A 17,712-nucleotide genomic window follows, 5' to 3' on the forward strand; every position below is an offset into this window, starting at 1 on the left:
CTAGTGCTCGCGCCGGGCCCGATCGCCGGCGACGAGGTCGTCGAGGCCGGGCTGGAAATCAGGCGCCGCATTGCCCGGTCCGCCCCCGCGACGAGAGAGCGCGGCAAGCCATGGCGGTGTGACGACGGTGGTGCCGATCACCATCAGCATCACCGCACCGAAATGCTCGGACGTGAGCGCACCAGTCGCCAGCCCCATCTGCGCAAAGATCAATCCGACCTCGCCGCGCGGCACCATCGCGGCGCCGATCAGCGCGTGCCGAACCGGCAGCCAGAACGGGGCATAGCCCGCGACGAACTTCCCCACGATCCCGATCAGCAGGAGCAGGCCGCCGAGCTGCAACGCCGCCGGCTGCAGCATCGCCGCGACGTCCACGGAGGCGCCGACGGAGGCGAAGAAGATCGGCACGAAGAAGTGCCCGAGTCCGGTGGTGGACTCTTCGATGGTATGACGCTGCTTCGTCTCGTGCAGGATCAGCCCCGCAGCGAAGGCGCCGATGATCATCGCCGACCCCGCCAGGCCGGCGGCGGCGGCAAGGGCGAGTGCGAAGGCGAGGGCGAGCGCGCCCGTGGCACCGCTGACCTGCAGGCGCGAGATGGTGGCGAAGAGGCGCGGTGCGACGAGTCGGCCGGCCAGCAACGCGACGACCAGGAAGCCGACGGCCACACCGCCGGTCTTCAGGGCGCTCGCGGTGGTGACCACGCCCCCCTCGGCGAGCGTGGCGACGATCGCAAGAATGACCAGCCCGACAACGTCGTCGAGGACGGCGGCACCCAGGACGGTCCTTCCCTCGGTGCTGTCGAGCTCGCCGAGGTCGCCAAGGATGCGGGCCGAGATGCCGATCGAGGTGGCGGTGAGCGCCGCGGCACAGACGACCGAGGGCAGCATCGGCAGGCCGAGCGCCGTGGTCACGGCGAGGCCTGCCGCGAACGGCAGCGCCACGCCGACGCTGCCTACGGTCACGGCGGCCGGGCCGACCTTCAGCAACGAGGCGAGGTCGGTGTGCAGGCCGATCTGGAAGAGGAGGATGACCACGCCGAATTCCGCGATCATCGCCAGCATCGGATCGCCAGGGGTCACGATGCCGAGCAGCGACGGCCCGACCAGGATGCCGGCGAGCAATTCGCCGAGGACGGCGGGCTGGCCGACGCGCATCGCGACCCAGCCCCCGAGGCGCGCCACCGTGACCAGGGCGGCGAGCACCAGGAAGAGCCCGGTCACGGCATGTCCATCGGCGGATGGAGCCGTCGAAAAGAGTCCGAGTACGATCATACCCCCAAGGTACACTCCCGAATGGAACCCTTGCACCATGGCATTACACTTCGAAACGCGCCACGCGGTGCGTCGAGGAGATCGCGATGAGCAGGGATCAGAGTTGGTTGGAACGGACGTTGTACGGGACCGGGACGCCGTCGCCCCTGGCGCAGCTACTCGCGAAGCACGAGGGGTTGGCGTGGGCGAGCGTTGCGGGGTTGCTCCTCTTCACCAGCTGGATCGTCGAGCGGACCGCGATCTTCGCACCGTGGGTCGCACTCGCAGGCTACGGCCTCGTCGGCGTGATTGGCGGCCGCCAGCCGGTGCTGCACTTGGTGCGCGCGCTGCGGCGTGGCGCATTCCATCTCGACATCGACTTCCTGATGGTCGTCGCCGCGATTGGTGCAGCGAGTGTCGGCGCGTGGGCCGAGGGCGCCTTCCTCCTCTTTCTCTTTGCCCTGGCGAACGCACTCGAGGAGTACGCCCTCGACCGCGCGCGGTCGGCGATCCGCAACCTCGCCGACTTGGCGCCGGCGCAGGCGCGCCTGCTGCGCGATGGCGTCGAGGTGGAGATCCCGGTCGAGCAGGTGCGCATCGGTGATGTGCTGGTGGTTCGTCCCGCCGAGCGGTTGCCGGCCGATGGCACGGTACGGACGGGACGATCGGCCATCAATCAGGCCCCGATCACCGGGGAATCGGTGCCGGTGGAGAAGGAGCCGGGCGATGAGGTCTTCGCCGGCACGGTGAACGGCGATGGCGCCCTCGAGATCACGGCGACGCGCGCGGTCGGTGACCGTACACTCGACCGCGTCATCCGGCTGGTCGAGGAGGCGCAGGCGGCGAAGGCACCGGTCCAGCGCATCACCGAGCGGTTCGAGCGGATCTTCGTCCCGGCCGTCGTGATTGGCGACATCCTGCTGATCGTGGTGCCGGGGCTGATGGGGTGGATGCCGTGGGGCGAGAGCCTCTATCGCGGCATGACGGTACTGGTCGCGGCCTCGCCCTGCGCGATTGCGCTCGGCGCACCGGCCGCGATGCTGGCCGGCATCGCGCAAGCGGCAAAGCACGGCGTGCTGCTGAAGGGCGGCGCCTCCCTCGAGGCGCTCGCCACGGTGCGCGCCGTCGCCTTCGACAAGACCGGGACGCTGACGGCGGGGCGCCCCGAGGTGACCGACGTGACCCCGATGCCCGGCGTCACCATCCCTGAGCTGCTTGGGATGGCAGCGGCGGTCGAAGCGCGGTCACAGCATCCGCTGGCCCAGGCGGTGGTGCGTCGTGCGGCAACGGACGGGGTCACGTTGCCCGCCGCCGGTGAGCTGCAGAGCATGACGGCGCGGGGCGTGCGGGCCGACGTGGCCGGCCTGCCGGTGCTGATTGGGAGTGCGCGGCTCTGGACCGATGACGGGATCGCCTTCCCGGCCGAGATCACGGCGGCGCTGGAGGAAATGAGTGCCCGCGGCCGCAGCATGATGATCGTTCGCCATGGCGAGCGTTGGCTCGGCGTGCTGGGCCTGCTCGATCCGCCGCGGCCCTCGGTGCATGCCACGCTGGAGCGATTGCGGGCGTTGCACCTCAAACCGCTGGTGATGCTCACCGGCGATCACCGCGGCGTCGGCGAGGCGATCGGTCGCGAGGTCGGTGTCGATGAGGTGCGCGCTGATCTGCTCCCCGAGGACAAGGTCACCGCCATCCACGAACTGATGGCGGCGCACGGGACCATGGTGATGGTGGGCGACGGCGTGAATGACGCGCCGGCGCTCGCCGCGTCGACGGTGGGGATCGCGATGGGAGGCGCCGGCACCGCCGCCGCGCTCGAGACCGCCGACGCCGCCCTCATGGGCGACGACCTGGCCCGCCTCCCCTGGGCGATCGGCCTGGCCCGGGCCACGCGGCGGATCGTTTTCCAGAACCTGGCGATCGCCGGCGGCGTCATGCTGACGCTGCTGATCCTGGCGGCGAGCGGGATCCTCACGATCGGCCCCGCAGTGGTCGGGCACGAGGGGAGCACGCTGGTGGTGATTGCGAATGCGTTGCGGCTGCTGGCGTACAAGGATGATGGATGATGGATGATGGACGATGGATGATGGATGATGGATGACGGCTCCGATCGATCCATCATCCATCATCCATCATCCTACTTCCCCTCGCCCTATTCTCCGGCCATCCTTCCCGCTCCCCGTTCCGCCCGGAGTCCCACATGCCACAGCTCGGCGAAACCGTTCGTGCCGCGGTCATCGATACGCCCAATGCGCCGCTCCGCGTGGTGAGCTTCGGGACTCCCACCCTCGCGCCCGGCTCCGCCCTGCTGCGCACCTCCTACTCCGAAGTGTGCGGCACCGATGTGCACATCTGGCGGGGCCGCATGCCGGGGGTGCCGTTCCCGATCATTCCCGGGCACGTCAGCGTCGGTGTCCTCGCGGCGGTCAGCGGGAAACTTCTTGATATTCACGGTACCCGATTCAAGGAAGGCGACCTGGTCACCTTTCTGGACGTGCACGGCACCTGCGGCAACTGCTGGTACTGCCTCGTGGCGAAGCAGACCACGCGCTGTCCGCATCGGCGCGTGTACGGCATCACCTACGGCGTCGACGACGGCCTGTTGGGTGGATGGTCAGAGGCCATCTACATGAAGCCCGGCCTCAAGATGATTCGCATCCCGACCGGCCTCCGGCCGGAGACCTTCATCGGCGGCGGTTGCGGCCTGGTGACCGCCGTCCACGTGATGGACCGCGCCGACGTGCAACTCGGGCAGACGGTGGTCGTGCTCGGTGTCGGTCCGGTGGGGCAGTCGATCATCGCCCTCTCGGCACAGGCCGGAGCAGGGCAGGTCATCGGCATCGGTGAGCCGGTCGATCGTCTGGCCTACGCCAAGCGGATGGGAGCGACGCATGTCATCGGACTCGACTTGCCGCCCGCCGATCGGGTGGCTGAAGTGCGCCGGATGACGCAGGGACGCGGGGCTGACATCGTGATCGAGGCGACGGGCGCCCCGGCCGCCGTGACGCAGGCACTCGACCTGGTCCGCGACGGTGGCCGCGTGGTGGTCTGTGGGCAGTACTCCGACCACGGCGACACCCCGCTCAATCCGCACCGGCAGATCAACCGGACCCATGTGGAGATCCGCGGCGTCTGGGGTTCCGACTACTCGCACTTCCACCGTGCCGTCGAATTCGCCACGCACTGGGGCGATCGGATTCCGTGGGCCGAGCAGGTGTCCGGTCGCTACCCGCTGGAGCGGGTGCAGGAGGCGCTCGAAGCGGTCGAACAGCGCCGCGTGCTCAAGGCGCTGGTGGTGCCGGGCGCGTCGGTGTGACCTCGGCGGACCATTCCCGTCCTGCCACCGAAGCGCTCGCAGCGTGGTTCCTCGGCCCCGGCGGCGAGAACGCGGCGGAGCTCGAAGCGCTCGCCGCCGAGGCCATCCGCGACCATGTCGACTGGCGGCGTGCCTTCCATCCGGAGGACGGTGCCGTCCTCTCGCCCGAGCGGATCGCCGCGCCAGGTGCGGAGGCTGCGCGCGCCCTGCTCGCGCGCGAGTTCCGATCGCTGCTGGTCGAGCTCAAGCGCGATGTCCCCTTCTACAGCGGGCGCTACCTCGGCCACATGCTCGGCGAGCAGACGCTCGCGGCGCAGCTGGGGTACCTCGCGGCGATGCTCTACAATCCGAACAACGTCGCGGCCGAAGTGTCACCGGTCACGTCGCGGCTCGAGGTGGAGGTCGCAGAGCAGCTCGCGGCGATGATCGGCTACGCGGCCGATACGTCATGGGGCCATCTGACCTCCGGTGGCACGATCGCGAATTTCGAGGCGCTGTGGATCGCCCGGAGCATTCGCTATCACGGCGTGGCACTGGCGCTGGCCGCCGCCGGCGCCGGGGTTTCGCTCATGATCCGGCTTCCCGACGGGGCGCGCCGCGACCTGCGCGACCTCTCGCTCTGGCAACTCCTCAATCTCGAGCCGGCCGACACGCTCGATGCCGACCGGGAACTGCGTCGGCTGCTTCCACCCGCCGAGGCGCGTGCGGCCCTCGACGCGCATTCGCTCGCCACGATCGGCTATCAGGACTACGCGCGCCAACTCTCGAGCGCGTATGGCGACGCCTTGGCGCCAGGGGTGGTGCTGGTGGCCTCGACGGCGCATTACTCCTGGGAGAAGATCACCCGCGCGCTCGGCATCGGCGGACACTGCATGGTGGCGGTGCCCGTCGATGCGCACGCGCGGATGGACCCCGCCGCGCTCTGGAGCATCCTGCAGGAGTGCGCCGCGACGCGGACTCCGGTGCTCGCGCTGGTGAGTGTCTGCGGCAGCACGGAGGAGGGGGCGGTCGACCAGCTCGACCAGATCGGGGCGGTGCGCGAGCGCGCCGCGCGCGAGCTGGGGCTGACCTTCCACTGGCACGCCGACGCTTGCTTCGGGGGCTACGCCGCCTCGGTGACGCGCGCGGCCGATGGCTCGCGCCGGCACGGCGAATCCATCCGCACCGCGACCGGGATCGCGTGGCCCAGTGACGCGTGGGTCGCCGCGATGACGGCGCTCGAGCAGACCGACTCGGTCACCATCGATCCGCACAAGCTCGGCTACATCCCCTATCCGGCCGGCGCGTTCCTGCTGCGTGACCGACGCGCGCGCGCACTCGTGGCGATCGACCCGCCATACCTCACGCAGTCGACCCACGATGCGCATGCTGACGAGCGCTTCCTGGGGCGGTGGATTCTCGAGGGGTCGAAGCCCGGGGCCGCGGCGGCTGCGGTGTGGCTGTCCCATCGCGTGGTGCCGCTCGACGAGCGCGGGTATGGCACCATCATCGCACGCGCCGTGGCCGGCGCACACCGCCTTCACCAGGCGCTCGACGTGCCAGGCAGCGTGCGCTTGCCACTGCCGGATCTCTCGGTGGTCAACTGGGTGATGACGAGCCCAGGGGTGCACGGTCTCGTGGCACTCAATGCGATGAACGAGTCGATCTATCGCCAGTTGTCGCCGGGTGACGAGCCGCCGCGCTACTTCATCACGCGGACGCGACTCGCCTCACCATCGGCCGACGGCATCGTCCTGCCGCTGCTGGGGGCGCTGGGGGTGTCGGAGATGGAGTGGCGACGCCACGGCCTGGTGGTGCTGCGCGCGGTCGTGATGACGCCGTACCTCGTCGATCCGCCGGGGACGGCCGATCACTGCGCCGGGCTGGTGGCCGCGCTGCACGAAGCCACCCTGCGCGCGGCGGCCGAGTTCAGCTGAAGAGCGGGCGCGGCTCGCTGGGCCCGACGCCGAGCCAGGCGCAGATGACCGGGTAGAGGTCGACGGTGCGCAGCGGGCCGGCCGGGAGGGGTCGGTTTGACCATGCCGGCGTGAGCATGTGACCCGCGATCAACGAGCCGTGACCGGACTTGTGCTCCGGATACTCCCACGCCTCGCGGAAGTCCCACCCCTCGGCTGCGGCGATCACGAGGTCGCCGGTGCGCGGCGCCTGGAATTGATCGAGCAGCGAGACCGGCCCATCGGGGAACGGGCCGTCAATCGTGCGCGCCAACCACTCGCGATGATCATGCGTCGCATCGGCGCCGATCACCAGGGGATCACCGCTGACCCGCGTGTAGTGAATCGCCTCGCCATCGCGGCGAAGCGTCGCCTCGCCCGCGTCGGATGCCACCCGCACGCCACCGCCAGCTTCCGCTCCCGCCACCAGTGCGATCCCCGCTTCCGCGGTGAGGGCGGCGACGGCGTCGCCTTGCACGCCGAGCGCACCAGACGCGCGGAGCTGTGCGAGCGGATGCCGTGCGGCGCGTGGGATGTTGGGCTCGGCATAGACGGCGGCCTGCGCGTTGCCCGCCACCATCACCGCGACCTGCGGGTCCCGAGTCCAGAGGACCGGATGCGCCAGCGTCCGCGCGCCGCGCCGCCGGAACCAGGTCGCGAGGTCGAGGTGGTGGTGCACCGGCGCCGCGCCGTGGTCGCTCACGATCATGATCAGCGTGTCGTCGAGCCGACCCAGCGCGCGCAGCCGCTCGGTGAGCGCACCGATCGTGGCGTCGACCTTCCGGAGCGAGTCGAGCACGCGCGGCGCGTCGGGAGTGGCCGCGTGGGTGTGGCCGTCGACGGCGGGGAACTGCGCAAAGCAGAACCGCCAGTCGCCGCCGACCTGCGCCAGGAGCTCGGCGGCAACGGCGTCGTCGCCCGGCTGGTGGTTCTCGGTGTAGTGCGAGACGGTGCCCCAGAACTTGCGGGCGCCCTGGATCCGGTCGGCGTCGACCGAGAGGCCGCGGGTGATCATCGAGAAGATCGCGATGCTCTCGGGCACCAGCTCGAAGATGGTCGCCACGTCGGGCGCGATGTCGCGGTTCAGGTGCCCCGCCTGCCAGCCGCAGTAGCTGCGCACGGCGTCGCGATCGGCCCACCAGCGGCCGGTGTAGGCCTCGCGATCGAGCCAGCGGATCGAGGGGACGTTGCAACGCCCGGGCAATGCGCCGGTCAGGAAGGGGAGGTACGCCACCGACGTGGTCGAGGGAAACGCCGTCGCGGCCCGCGACCGGGTACCACCCGCCGTCAGGGCGGCAAGGTGCGGAAGGTGGCCGGCGGCGAGTTCGCGTTCGGCAACATCGGCCCGGAGGCCATCAACCAGCAGGAGGAGGACGCGCTTCACGGCGGGCAGTTTAATGCGGGGAGCGGGGAGCGAGAAGCGAGGGGTGAGGGGTGAGGGGTGAGGGGTGAGGGGCACGTTGGCCGGGTATACTCCAGCACTCCCCTGAAACAGGATGTTGTATGGCGACTGAGCCCCCGATCGTGGAACGTCCGAGTGACGCGGCGCGATGGGCCCGTGGTGGCCCCCGTGCCGTGCGTCGGTTCTGGCACTCCCTCGGGCCGGGGCTGATTACCGGGGCCGCCGATGACGATCCATCCGGCATCGCCACCTACTCGATTGCCGGCGCCCGCTTCGGCACCTCGCTGCTCTGGATGTCGGTGCTCACCTGGCCGTTGATGGCAGCGGTGCAGACGATGTGCGCCCGAATCGGCATGGTGACCGGCCATGGCCTGGCGGCGGCGCTGCAACAGAAGTTTCCCCGCCCCGTGCTGCTGGTGATGTGTGTCGGGTTGATGATTGCCAACACCATCAACATCGGCGCCGATCTCGCCGGGATGGCCGACGCCGCCGAGCTGATCACCGGGATCAACTCCCATTTGCTCGTCGTGGTCTTCGGTGGCCTGATCGCGTGGGCGACGGTCCAGCTGCGCTACGCCGCCTTTGCGCGCATCCTCAAGTGGCTCGCCCTGGTGCTTGGCGTCTACATCATCGCGGCGATCGATCTCAAGCCGGTCTGGAGCTCGGTGCTGCACGACACCTTCCTCCCCTCCGGCCTCGATTCGCGCGAGGCGTGGTCCACCGTGGTCGCGATCCTCGGCACGACGATCTCGCCCTACCTCTTCTTCTGGCAGGCGTCGCAGGAAGTCGAGGAAGAGAAGGCCGCCGGCAAGGTGACGGAGGAAGCCCGGCGCGGCGCGACGGCGGCGCAGCTCCGCGCCCGGAAGCTCGACGTCGGCTTCGGCACCTTCTTCTCCAACCTCGCGATGTTCTTCATCATCCTGACGACGGCGCTGACCCTGCACAAGGCGGGCATTACCGAACTCGCGACCGGCGCCGAGGTGGCGAAGGCGCTCGAGCCGCTCGCCGGGCGCTTCTCGTCGTGGCTGTACGCCATCGGCGTGATCGGCACCGGCGCGCTGGCGATTCCCACGCTGGCCGGCTCCGCGGCGTACGCCTTCGCCGAGACGCTTGGCTGGCAGCAAGGGATGGACGAGGACTTCCGTCGCGCCGAGCCGTTCTACGCCGTGATCGTCGTGGCGCTGCTGATCGGCGTCCTGCTCGATTTCGCCAACGTCTCGCCCGTCAAGGCGCTGTACTGGACCGCCGTCCTCAACGGCGTGCTGGCGCCCTTCCTGCTCACGGCGATTCTGATGGTCGCCGGCAACAAGGCCATCATGCAGGGGCAGCCGTCGTCGCGGCTCGGGATGGTGACGGTCGGCATCACGACGGTGGTGATGTTTGGGGCGGCGATTGCGATGTTTGTGGCGAGATGATGGATGATGGATGATGGATGATGGATGATGGATGGCGGGAAAGTGAGCCGGCATCGGCCATGGCGAGCGGTCCAGCATCCCCGATCCATCATCTATCATCCATCATCCATCATCCATCATCCATCATCCATCATCCATCATCCATCATCCATCATCCGCTGTCAGGAGAGTAGATTTCCGCATGCGCTCTCTCTGGTCCGACACCGACGCCGCCCGCTGCACGCACGCCGCTGGATTTCCGGGTCTACTCGTCCCGATTGCTGGGGCAGGATCCCGCCCTGGTGCTGCACGGCGGCGGCAACACCTCCGTGAAGGACACCGTCCCCGATCTCTTCGGCGACGAGGTCCCGGTCCTCCACATCAAGGGAAGCGGCTGGGACCTCGCGACCATCGAGGCCGCGGGTTTTGCCCCCGTGCGCCTCGACGTCCTCCGGCGGATGGCGGACCTTCCCGTCCTCTCCGATACGGACATGGTGCGTGCGCAGCGCGCGGCAATGCTCGACCCGGGTGCGCCGACGCCCTCGGTCGAGGCCATTCTCCATGCCATCATCCCCTTCACGTACGTCGACCACACCCACGCCGACGCCGTGGTGGCGGTGAGCAACTCGCCAGGCGGCGAGGCGGCCATCCGCGCCATCTATGGACCTCGCGTGCTGGTGGTGCCCTACGTGATGCCGGGCTTCGTGCTCGCGCGTGCGGTGCGCGAGATGACCACGGTGACGGACTGGAGCGCGGTCGACGGGATCGTCCTCCTCAATCACGGCGTCTTCTCGTTCGGTGACGACGCGAAGAGCAGCTACGAGCGGATGATCGCGCTGGTCTCGCGCGCGGAGGAGTACCTCGCGTCGAAGGGCGCCTCGCTGGTGCCGCCGAGCACGGCCCAGGGGGCAACGCTCGCGCATGAGGAACTCCTCCGGCTGGCCGCGCTGCGTCGCGCGGTTGGCCTCGCCAAGGGCACGCCGGTGATCGCGGCGCTTGACCGCGCCGATGATTCCGTCGCCTTCGCCTCGCGCGCCGACGTGGCCCAGGTCGCCACGCGCGGTCCGCTCACGCCGGACCACGTGATTCGCACCAAGCCGCTGGCGCTGGTGGCGAGTGGTGACTGGGAGACGGCACTTCAGGGGTATGCCGAGCGGTACCGCGCCTACTTCGGCCGCCATGCCACGCCGGCGCTCACCTGTCTCGATCCGGCCCCGCGCTGGGTCATCTGGCCGGGCGTCGGCTTCGTGGCGATCGGCGCCTCGGTGAAGGATGCCGCGATCGTGACCGACCTGGCCCGGCACACCGCGCGCGCCATCGGCTGGGGTGAGCAGTTGGGTGGCTGGACACCACTCCCCGAGGCCGACCTCTTCGCCGTGGAGTATTGGGAGCTCGAACAGACCAAGTTACGGCAGGGTGGCGCACCGCCGTCGATGCAGGGGAAGGTGGCGCTGGTGACCGGAGCGGCGAGCGGGATCGGGCGCGCCGTGGCGCTGGCGCTGCACGCAGAGGGGGCGGCGGTCCTCGCGACCGACATCAATCCCGAGGTCACCGCCCTCTCGCGGGGTGGGTCACTCGTGGGTTGGGTGGCCGATGCGACCGACGCGGCCGCGATGGCAGGCGCGATCGCGGAATGCGTCCGCCGATTCGGCGGCCTCGACCACCTGGTGAGCAACGCGGGGATTTTTTCGGCGGGCGCGCGGATCGAACAGCTCGACGACGCACGCTGGGCCGAGAGCCTGCAGCTCAACCTCACCAGCCACATGACCTTGCTCCGGAGCGCCGTTCCGTTCCTGCGCCACGGCTTCGAGCCGAGCGTGGTGATCGTCGGGTCGAAGAACGTCCCGGCGCCGGGTCCTGGCGCGGCGGCGTATTCGGTGGCCAAGGCTGGGCTCGCCCAGCTGGCGCGGGTCGCCGCCCTCGAACTGGGCACGGACGGCATCCGCATCAACACCGTCCACCCGCATCTGGTGGTCGACACCGCGCTCTGGACTCCGGAAGTGCTGGCCTCGCGGGCCCAGTCGTACGGCCTCACCACCGAGGACTACATCCGCAACAACCTCCTCGGCGTCGAGATCACCACGCGCGACGTCTCGAACGCGGTGCTCGCGTTGCTGGGGCCGACCTTTGCGAAGACGACCGGCGCGCAGATTCCGATCGACGGCGGCAGCGACCGCGTGGTGTAGTCAGGCGCGCTCGGGAAAGAGCCCCAGCAATCCGGCTTCCGACGCGGCACAGACGCCGCGCTCGGTGATCAGTGCGGTGACCAGGCGGGCCGGCGTGACGTCGAAGCCTGGGTTGTGCGCCGCCACACCGGGGAGGGAATGCACCTCGCGCGGGTCGCGCTCCTCGATCACGATGCTCATCCCGTCCCGCGACGCCCAATCGATGCTCGAGGACGGTGCCGCCACGTAGAACGGGATGCCGGTGTCGTGTGCCGCGAGCGCCTTCAGGTAGGTCCCGATCTTGTTGGCCACGTCACCGGTGCGCGTCGTGCGGTCGGTCCCCACGATGCACGCGTCGACCTTCCCTTGCCGCATCAGCAACCCGCCGGCGTTGTCGACGATCACCGTGTGCGGCACGCCGTGCTGCCCCAGCTCCCACGCCGTCAGGTAGCCCTGATTGCGCGGGCGGGTCTCGTCGACCCAGACGTGGAGGGGGATGCCGGCGTCGTGGGCGCGGTAGATCGGGCCGAGGGCGGTCCCCCAATCGATGGTGGCGAGCCAGCCGGCGTTGCAGTGGGTGAGGAGTTGCAGCGGCCGTTCGGGATGCTGCGCCCAGAGGGCACGGAGGAGCGGCTCGCCGTGCGCCGCCATCGCCGCACACGCCGCCACGTCGTCGTCCGCCATCTGGGCTGCCGCCTGATAGGCCGCCTCGACGCGCTGTGCCGGGGCAAGCGGGCGCAGGAGGGTGGTCATCCGGTCGAGCGCCCAGCGGAGGTTCACTGCCGTGGGGCGGGTGGCGAGCAGCGTGGTGGCGGCGGCGTCGAGGGCGGCATCGGACGGATCGGCGTGCATCGCCAGCGCGATGCCATACGCGCCGGCCACGCCAATCAGCGGCGCGCCACGGAGCTGCATGCTGCTGATGGCGTGAGCCATCGCCTCCAGCGTATCGAGGCGGACCACGACGAAGTCGTGCGGGAGGCGGGTCTGGTCGATGATCTCGACCCCGCGTCCATCGGGGGCAATCCAGAGGGTGCGGGTCGGTTGGCCTGCGACGTTCACGGACGGCTCCGGGGCGGGGCGGGGTGCCGGAGAATAACCCCGACATTCCGCGGCCGCCGTCGCGCGCTATACTCCACCCCATCCCCACCCCGTGGAGCCTGCCATGTCACCACTCTCCCTCGCCGGTCGTTCAGCGGCCATGCTGCTGATCGTCGGCTGTGCCTCGCCCAAGGCCGAAGCCGGCGTCGACAGCGCCGCCGTGGCCGCGGCGCGTGCCGACTCGCTCGCGAAGGCCACACTGATCGAGGCGACGACGCTCCGCGACTCGGCCGAGGCCACCCTCGCCACGCTGCTCAAGAATCCGGCGACCGCCGTCTTCGACAGCGTGGTGGTCATCCAGCCGCCGGCCGTTGGCGACCGCCTCCCGCCGATGGTGGTCTGCGGGCAGATCAGCGGGAAGCCGGGGATCGGCGGCCGTTCCACGCCGACCCGCTTCGTCTACCAGACCAAATTCGCGCTCTTCGTGGAAGAGGCGGCGAACCGTCAGGCATTCGCGGATCTCGTCGGGCGGACCTGCGGCGCAACCGGCGCGCGCGTGGTGGGGCCGTAGGCTGGGCCTCCGACGCGCTTCGTCGGTCACACAGCATGGCGGCCGGAATGTCGATATCGGTGACGGTCCTGGTGCGCGCTCTCGGATCAGAGGTCGGAATCAACCGGGATTCTGAACCAGACATGCCATTCGGTCCGCGTGCGTCTGACAATGAAGTCGTAGACCGAAATGGTCCCACCAGTGCTGTCCAGCGAAGCTTCTGCGACACGCACCGTCCGGTAGTCTCCTAGCGGCCCGGTCGGTATGGAATCACGGTATCGCCCGACAAGGGCTGGCACACCGGGGCGTGAGATGCCAACGCCCACACGAGTGATCGATTCTGCGGGGCACGACGAGGTATCAGCGTTTGGCATCATGCGATGTGGGCATGGTCCGCGTGAGGCTTCGAGAGTGATCGGGATCTTTTCTCGAGCCAGGAAGCGGTTCCGTGCGCGATTGACGTCGTCAGGCAGGGCATTGGCAGTGTTCCCCGGATCGTCCGCTGGTGGCCGCGAAGCGACTTCAAGGATGCCCTTCGCCCATCGCTGTCGCTCACCTCGAATCACCGCTTCGAAGACGCGTTCCTCCAGATCGACACGGGAGGGAGCGCTGCCGATGGCGTGCCAACAACCCGCAACAAGGAGCGGCGAGAGTAGGCGCACGCCGAGCATCGAGACCCGAAATCCCGGTCTCATTGCGGTACTGGCGGTGGCGTCTGGGTATTCACGTCACTGCACATGATCGCGTGTCGCGTCAACAGCCCACGATCGCCGTCTTCATGCTCTTCCATGAACGCGTGGTCGATTTCATGGGCGAGCATGAACTGCAAGGTCATTTCAACCCCCGCACGCATCCCCTTATGCGCCTTGTCGTAGTGGACGCCGGTGAAGATGTCTGCGAGGACGATCCGCGTACCTCCAGCATAGTTCATCTCCCCCCACCCCGCGATGTCATTCTTGCTAGCCGTGTAGAGCTTAAGGTTTCCTCGAGCGAGAACCGTGTCGAGTGCGAAGGCGAGTGGGACGCACTCCCCGCCTCTCGCTCGCATCCGTTCAATCGCTGCTCGGATCCGATCTATGGCCAGCGGCTCAGGGTCTCTTCCAATACACCAGGCCAGATGGCCGGGGTGGGATGGGAGGGGAGAGCAGCCCCACAGCGTGTCGGAGTCGATAGGATCCGGCTCGAATTGGGAGATGGAATCTGCAATGTCGGGTACCGCCGGGACAGTAGGCGTCCCGGTCGTCGGTGCGGTTTCTTCGCCTGGGCCAGATCCAGGTCCAGAACCCGGTCCGGCAGGTGTGCTTCCGGGTGGAGGAACCCATCGGTAAGTGGAGACCCAGTCGCAGGAAGCCGTTCTGTAAACCGTGACATGAAGCACGGGGAGCTCACCTTCCGCGCCTGGTTCAACCCAACGCTCGATGCGATCTGTGACGGACATCTGGCACGTCATGCCGTCATACTCCCAGTAACCCTCGCCTTCCCATTCGTTCGATGCTTGGGATGCCCACCTGACTCCCTGTCGAATGGCCTGGTGAATGGCCTGGATGGTGCTCTCCAACGTATCACGGTTAACGCCAACGCAGCTAAAGAATTTATCCACACCAGGTAGCAACGTAATTCCAACGGTTGTTGAGTCGGGTATCCCGACAAGGGGTCGGCACCCAGCGTCAACCATCATCCCCGAGGCCGTGATACCAAGGTCACTATCGAGGGAAACGTTGCGGTAACCTGGGTCCTTCTGCACGATTGTACTGTCGCTCGAACACCCGAGTGACATGGCAGCGAGCAGCCAGGAGACGGCCAAGAATGAGCGGCGTAGCTGATTCACTGTGGACTCCCAAATGCGGGGTAAAGCGTCGCGTGCGGGGCCATCTCGCCACGAAAGCAAAGGGCGTGTGAGTAATCGCATATTGAAGGCCGGTCCGTTCGGTTGTACATCCATGAGGCGGAAGAAAGATGTTGGTCGCTTCCCCTCCGCCGGACGAAACGGAGAACGTGCTTATCACACCGGAGAGTGGCCCATTTGGAGTGTCGTGAATCGACCATTCCCTAGATACCGCCGACCCCGGCTGAATGGAAGGGGTGGCGTTTTAGCCGAGACTGTTCTCGGAGTTGCACCTTTTCGGCGCACCGCGGATTTTGTTGGTGCACGAACCAACTGACCAAAGCGACCCAGCCGGTCCACCGGACCCGTGGTGCCGCCGGGCGATCGTGGCCAAGCGCGGGGCTTCGTTGGCCGGGGCCCTCTCCCCGTTCCCCCTGGTGCCTCCATGGCTCGAATGAAGTCTGCGTCGATCGCGGTCCTGCTCTCCCTCGCCATCGCCACGCCGCTCGCGGCCCAGACCACCATGTCAGCGGGAGCGTTGCAGCTCTCCGTGAACCGCCAGGGAACGCTCACCGCGCTGCGCAGCACCGCGACGGGCCTCAACTACCTGCATCCGACGCACCCCGCACCGCTGCTCACGCTCGTGAGCGGTGGCCGCCGCTACCCGGCGACCGCGATGTCGCTTGCGCAGGCCAAGGACGGCAAGCGGCTCACGCTGCAGTTCGCGCCGACGGCCGTCCGCATCGTGGTCCGGGTTCGCGAGCGGCCGACGCACCTGGGGCTCGACATCGTCTCCGCGACGCCGGCGCCGATGGTCGAGGCCGTAGTCTGGGGCCCGTATCCCACCACGATCACCAAGACGATCGGCGAGGTGATCGGCGTGGTGCGCGACGGCACCACGTCGCTCGGCATGCAGGTGCTCAACCTCAAGACGCTCGGCGGCGACCTGCCGAACAACGAGGGGAGCACCTGGGCGCGCGGCATTGCGGCGTTGGCGATCCCCGGAGGGAGCGCGCTGCAAGCGTACGCCATCAACCGGGACCGGGCGCGTCGGGTCGATGCCTGGGGCGGGACGCGCAAGAACATGCCGGTCCCCCCGATCCCTGGCGAGACGGTGGTCGGGAGCAGCATCGCGCTCTTCACCGCAGCGGAGTCGGAGACGCTCGATCGACTCGAGCGAATTGGTGTGGCGGAGGGGCTGCCGCATCCGACGATCGACGGCGTGTGGTTCCCGAAGTCGGCGCTGTTCGGGCGGTCGTACCTGATCTCATCCTTCGGCGAGGGTGAGGTCGACGAGATGCTCGGCTACACCAAGCGCGCGGGGCTCTATTCGCTGTACCACGAGGGCCCCTTCAAGAGCTGGGGGCATTTCGTGTTGTCGGAGAGCCAGTTTCCGAATGGCCGCACGGGAATGCGGCTCGCGGTCGAGAAGGCGCACGCGGCCGGACTGCACCTCGGGGTGCACACGCTGACCAACTTCATCAACACCAACGACCCGTACGTGACGCCGGTGCCCGACGACCGACTCTCACTGACGGGCTCGTCAAGGCTCGTGCAGGCGGTGGATGCCGTGCAGCGGGAGATCGAGGTCGCCTCGCCGGAGTACTTCAACGAAGAGAAGGAGAATCATCTCCACACCATCAAGATCGGGCGCGAGCTGATCCGGTACCGCACCGTCACGGCGGCGGCACCGTACCGGCTGCTCGACGCCCAGCGTGGCGCCTTCGGCACCACCGCCTCGGCGCATGCGGCGGGCGAGTCAGTCGGCAAGCTCTTCGATCACAGCTATAACGTCTTCTTCCCGAACTTTGCCATGCAGCGCGAGGTGGCCCGCAACCTCGCCGACTTCCTCAACGAGACCGGTGTCGATCACATCGACTTCGACGGCCACGAGGGCGGCCTCGCCTCGGGCCAGGGGGACTACGCGGTCGGGCTCTTCGCCGAGGACGTGCTGAAGCAGGTGAAGCACGACCTGATCAACGGCACCAGTATCAGCAAGACCTTCTACTGGCGGATCGGGTCGTACTACAACTGGGGCGAGCCGTGGTACGGCGGTTTCAAGGAGAGCATGCAGCAGTACCGGATCGACAATCAGGGGCTGTTCGACCGGAACTACATGCCGCACATGCTCGGCTGGTACCTCCTGACCGACAAGACCACGCTGCCGGAATTGGAGTGGATGCTGGCGCGGGCGGCTGGGTACAGCGCGGGCTTCGCGATGGTGGCACGCCCGCCGGCGTTGCGCGCCAATCCCCTCACGCCAGTCCTCCTCGATGCGATTCGTGAATGGGAAGCAGCTCGAACCAGCGGAGCCTTTGATAGTGCGCAGCGCGAGCGGCTCAAGGACCCCAAGAACGAATTCCACCTGGAGAAGACCGCGCCGGGGGCATGGACGCTGGCGCAGTACCTCCTCTCGCCGCTCTACCTGCGCACCAAGGTGGAGCGGCAACCCGGCGAGCCGACCGGCACGACATGGGAGCTGTCGCAGCCATGGGGTGAGCAGCGGCTGCAGTTTCGCCTCTCGCTGGCCGGCAAGGCGGTCACGGCGAAGAACTTCCGGCTGCAGATCGACCGCACCGTCGAGGTGGTGATTCCGGTGGAGCTGCAGGGTGGCGAGAGCCTGGTGTGTGACGGCTCGACGACCATTCGGGTCTATGACGCCGGTGGGCGGCTGAAGACGACGTTCACGTTGGCGGCACTCCCACCGATGGTGGCGCAGGGGGCGCACACGGTCACGCTCGATTCGGACTTTGGCGGCGACGAGCCGCCGAGGATCGAGGTGCAGTTCAAGGGGTTGGGGAAGGGGGAACCGATCCGCGCCCGGCCGTAGCGCTGGG

At 68.3% G+C, this 17,712-nt stretch carries 10 protein-coding genes and 1 pseudogene; 7 read left to right on the forward strand and 4 right to left on the reverse strand.

What is annotated here, in order from left to right; genetic code table 11:
• Positions 1 to 1,272 carry a cation:proton antiporter gene (locus IPP98_12815; protein ID MBL0179992.1) on the reverse strand — a complete coding sequence of 424 codons (1,272 nt, stop codon included), beginning with the start codon at positions 1,270 to 1,272 and terminating at the stop codon, positions 1 to 3.
• Between IPP98_12815 and cadA the strand changes: the two genes are divergently transcribed.
• The 3 genes from cadA (at position 1,239) to IPP98_12830 (ending at position 6,483) form a co-directional block, all read left to right on the forward strand.
• Positions 1,239 to 3,317 carry a cadmium-translocating P-type ATPase gene (cadA, locus tag IPP98_12820; protein MBL0179993.1) on the forward strand — a complete coding sequence of 693 codons (2,079 nt, stop codon included), beginning with the start codon at positions 1,239 to 1,241 and terminating at the stop codon, positions 3,315 to 3,317. The two genes, IPP98_12815 and cadA, sit on opposite strands and share 34 nt — an antisense overlap.
• 134 nt (positions 3,318 to 3,451) lie before the next feature.
• A complete protein-coding gene (locus IPP98_12825; protein ID MBL0179994.1) occupies positions 3,452 to 4,567 on the forward strand; it encodes a zinc-binding dehydrogenase in 1,116 nt (371 codons plus the stop codon).
• Positions 4,564 to 6,483, forward strand: coding sequence for a hypothetical protein (locus IPP98_12830; GenBank protein ID MBL0179995.1), 1,920 nt, complete (start codon positions 4,564 to 4,566; stop codon positions 6,481 to 6,483). Before IPP98_12825 ends, IPP98_12830 begins: the two co-directional genes overlap by 4 nt.
• Here the strand turns inward: IPP98_12830 and IPP98_12835 are convergent.
• Positions 6,476 to 7,885, reverse strand: a complete 1,410-nt coding sequence (locus tag IPP98_12835) for an alkaline phosphatase family protein (protein ID MBL0179996.1) — start codon at positions 7,883 to 7,885, stop codon at positions 6,476 to 6,478. The genes IPP98_12830 and IPP98_12835 overlap by 8 nt on opposite strands.
• Before the next feature lie 119 nt (positions 7,886 to 8,004).
• On the opposite strand from IPP98_12835, the gene IPP98_12840 reads away from it, so the two are divergent.
• Together IPP98_12840 and IPP98_12845 are read left to right on the forward strand one after the other, a co-directional pair.
• Complete coding sequence (locus tag IPP98_12840) at positions 8,005 to 9,318, forward strand: divalent metal cation transporter (protein ID MBL0179997.1); 1,314 nt, start codon at positions 8,005 to 8,007, stop codon at positions 9,316 to 9,318.
• A gap of 181 nt (positions 9,319 to 9,499) precedes the next feature.
• Positions 9,500 to 11,483: pseudogene (locus tag IPP98_12845) on the forward strand (bifunctional aldolase/short-chain dehydrogenase).
• On the opposite strand, the gene mtnA reads toward IPP98_12845, so the two are convergent.
• Positions 11,484 to 12,521, reverse strand: coding sequence for an S-methyl-5-thioribose-1-phosphate isomerase (mtnA, locus tag IPP98_12850; GenBank protein ID MBL0179998.1), 1,038 nt, complete (start codon positions 12,519 to 12,521; stop codon positions 11,484 to 11,486).
• A 103-nt stretch (positions 12,522 to 12,624) separates the two neighbouring features.
• Between mtnA and IPP98_12855 the strand changes: the two genes are divergently transcribed.
• Positions 12,625 to 13,071: a hypothetical protein gene (locus IPP98_12855; GenBank protein ID MBL0179999.1), complete on the forward strand. Its 447-nt coding sequence runs from the start codon at positions 12,625 to 12,627 to the stop codon at positions 13,069 to 13,071.
• Positions 13,072 to 13,741: 670 nt separating this feature from the next.
• Here the strand turns inward: IPP98_12855 and IPP98_12860 are convergent.
• Positions 13,742 to 13,981, reverse strand: a complete 240-nt coding sequence (locus IPP98_12860) for a hypothetical protein (GenBank protein ID MBL0180000.1) — start codon at positions 13,979 to 13,981, stop codon at positions 13,742 to 13,744.
• Positions 13,982 to 15,329: 1,348 nt separating this feature from the next.
• Between IPP98_12860 and IPP98_12865 the strand changes: the two genes are divergently transcribed.
• A complete protein-coding gene (locus tag IPP98_12865; GenBank protein MBL0180001.1) occupies positions 15,330 to 17,705 on the forward strand; it encodes a hypothetical protein in 2,376 nt (791 codons plus the stop codon).
• Positions 17,706 to 17,712: the final 7 nt, after the last annotated feature.

Source organism: Gemmatimonadota bacterium, from assembly GCA_016720805.1.
In the GTDB taxonomy this organism is placed as follows: Bacteria; Gemmatimonadota; Gemmatimonadetes; order Gemmatimonadales; family GWC2-71-9; genus Palsa-1233.